The organism is Pseudoalteromonas sp. ABE4_541, from assembly GCF_056312285.1.
This window is the reverse complement of sequence record NZ_JBSVEM010000041.1, coordinates 1-3,107: the sequence shown is the minus strand read 5'-3', so window position 1 is coordinate 3,107 and position 3,107 is coordinate 1. Positions and strand designations below refer to the sequence as shown.

Sequence of the window (3,107 nt, the reverse complement as noted above, 5' to 3'; positions counted from 1 at the left end):
AACTTCTGGTTCGTAAAACCACTTTGGCGTTGTATGGTTAAGCCTCACGGGTAATTAGTACTGGTTAGCTTAACGTATCACTACGCTTCCACACCCAGCCTATCAACGTTGTAGTCTTCAACGGCCCTTCAGTTAACTTAAAGTTAAAGTGAGAACTCATCTCGAGGCTCGCTTCCCGCTTAGATGCTTTCAGCGGTTATCGATTCCGAACGTAGCTACCGGGCAATGCAATTGGCATCACAACCCGAACACCAGCGGTTCGTCCACTCCGGTCCTCTCGTACTAGGAGCAGCCCCTCTCAATTCTCAAACGCCCACGGCAGATAGGGACCGAACTGTCTCACGACGTTCTAAACCCAGCTCGCGTACCACTTTAAATGGCGAACAGCCATACCCTTGGGACCGACTTCAGCCCCAGGATGTGATGAGCCGACATCGAGGTGCCAAACACCGCCGTCGATATGAACTCTTGGGCGGTATCAGCCTGTTATCCCCGGAGTACCTTTTATCCGTTGAGCGATGGCCCTTCCATTCAGAACCACCGGATCACTATGACCTACTTTCGTACCTGCTCGACGTGTCTGTCTCGCAGTTAAGCTGGCTTCTACCATTACACTAACCGTACGATGTCCGACCGTACTTAGCCAACCTTCGTGCTCCTCCGTTACTCTTTGGGAGGAGACCGCCCCAGTCAAACTACCCACCAGGCACTGTCCTCAACCCCGATTAGGGGCCTAAGTTAGAACATCAAACATACAAGGGTGGTATTTCAAGGTCGGCTCCACGGTAACTGGCGTCACCGCTTCAAAGCCTCCCACCTATCCTACACATGTAGGCTCAATGTTCAGTGCCAAGCTGTAGTAAAGGTTCACGGGGTCTTTCCGTCTAGCCGCGGGTACACAGCATCTTCACTGCGATTTCAATTTCACTGAGTCTCGGGTGGAGACAGCGTGGCCATGGTTACACCATTCGTGCAGGTCGGAACTTACCCGACAAGGAATTTCGCTACCTTAGGACCGTTATAGTTACGGCCGCCGTTTACCGGGGCTTCGATCAAGAGCTTCGACCTAAGTCTAACCCCATCAATTAACCTTCCGGCACCGGGCAGGTGTCACACCGTATACGTCATCTTACGATTTTGCACAGTGCTGTGTTTTTAATAAACAGTCCCAGCCACCTGGTCACTGCGGCTGTCGTCAGCTTAAGGAGTAAATCCCATCACCAACAACAGCGTACCTTCTCCCGAAGTTACGGTACAATTTTGCCTAGTTCCTTCACCCGAGTTCTCTCAAGCGCCTTAGTATTCTCTACCTGACCACCTGTGTCGGTTTGGGGTACGATTCGAAATAATCTGAAGCTTAGAGGCTTTTCCTGGAAGTAGGGCATCAGTAACTTCACTACCGTGGTAGCTCGTCTCGTGTCTCAGCCTTAGCGACCCGGATTTTCCTAAGTCACCAGCCTACACACTTTCACATGGACAACCAACGCCATGCTTACTTAGCCTGCTCCGTCCCCCCATCGCAATTATTCCAAGTACGGGAATATTAACCCGTTTCCCATCGACTACGCTCTTCAGCCTCGCCTTAGGGGTCGACTTACCCTACCCTGATTAACATGGGATAGGAACCCTTGGTCTTCCGGCGTGCGGGTTTTTCACCCGCATTATCGTTACTCATGTCAGCATTCGCACTTCTGATACGTCCAGCATACCTCCCGGTACACCTTCAACCGCTTACAGAACGCTCCCCTACCCCGCGAATAAATTCGCAGCCGCAGCTTCGGTGGTATGTTTAGCCCCGTTACATCTTCCGCGCAGGCCGACTCGACTAGTGAGCTATTACGCTTTCTTTAAAGGGTGGCTGCTTCTAAGCCAACCTCCTAGCTGTTTTAGCCTTCCCACATCGTTTCCCACTTAACATACACTTTGGGACCTTAGCTGGCGGTCTGGGTTGTTTCCCTCTTCACGACGGACGTTAGCACCCGCCGTGTGTCTCCCGGATAGTACTTTACGGTATTCGGAGTTTGCAAAGGGTTGGTAAGTCGGGATGACCCCCTAGCCTTAACAGTGCTCTACCCCCGTAAGTATTCGTCCGAGGCTCTACCTAAATAGATTTCGGGGAGAACCAGCTATCTCCCGGTTTGATTAGCCTTTCACTCCTAGCCACAGGTCATCCCCTAACTTTTCAACGTTAGTGGGTTCGGTCCTCCAGTTGATGTTACTCAACCTTCAACCTGCCCATGGCTAGATCACCGGGTTTCGGGTCTATACCCTGCAACTAAGCGCCCAGTTAAGACTCGCTTTCGCTACGGCTACCCTAATCGGTTAACCTCGCTACAGAATATAAGTCGCTGACCCATTATACAAAAGGTACGCAGTCACAGAACAAGTCTGCTCCTACTGCTTGTACGTACACGGTTTCAGGTTCTATTTCACTCCCCTCACAGGGGTTCTTTTCGCCTTTCCCTCACGGTACTGGTTCACTATCGGTCAGTTGGGAGTATTTAGCCTTGGAGGATGGTCCCCCCATATTCAGTCAAAGTTTCACGTGCTCCGACCTACTCGATTTCACTTTAGATAAGTTTTTGTGTACGGGACTATCACCCTGTATCGTCAAACTTTCCAGAATGTTCCACTAACTACACTAAAGCTTAAGGGCTAGTCCGATTTCGCTCGCCGCTACTTTCGGAATCTCGGTTGATTTCTTTTCCTACGGGTACTTAGATGTTTCAGTTCTCCGCGTTCGCTTCATACAGCTATGTATTCACTGCATGATGACCCAAAGGGCCGGGTTTCCCCATTCGGAAATCCTAGTCTCAAGCGCCTCTTACTGGCTCAACTAGGCTTATCGCAAGTTAGTACGTCCTTCATCGCCTCCAACTGCCAAGGCATCCACCGTGTACGCTTAGTCACTTAACCATACAACCCAAAATAGTTTTAAGTTGTACTGCTAAAGACAGTTTAACTTCGCCAGAAGTTAATATTGAATACTAAAGTAGACGCTAATAAGTATTAAATACTTATCGGCATGTTTTACTTTTGAAAACTCTTTATAGATATAAATATCTACAAGAATTAATTATCAGCTTTTCCAAATTTTTAAAGAGCAA

At 49.3% G+C, this 3,107-nt stretch carries 1 rRNA gene; it reads right to left on the bottom strand.

The features are described 5' to 3' along the window. Positions 1-33: 33 nt before the first annotated feature. Positions 34-2,916, bottom strand: a 23S ribosomal RNA gene (locus ACW689_RS21370). Positions 2,917-3,107 lie beyond the last annotated feature (191 nt).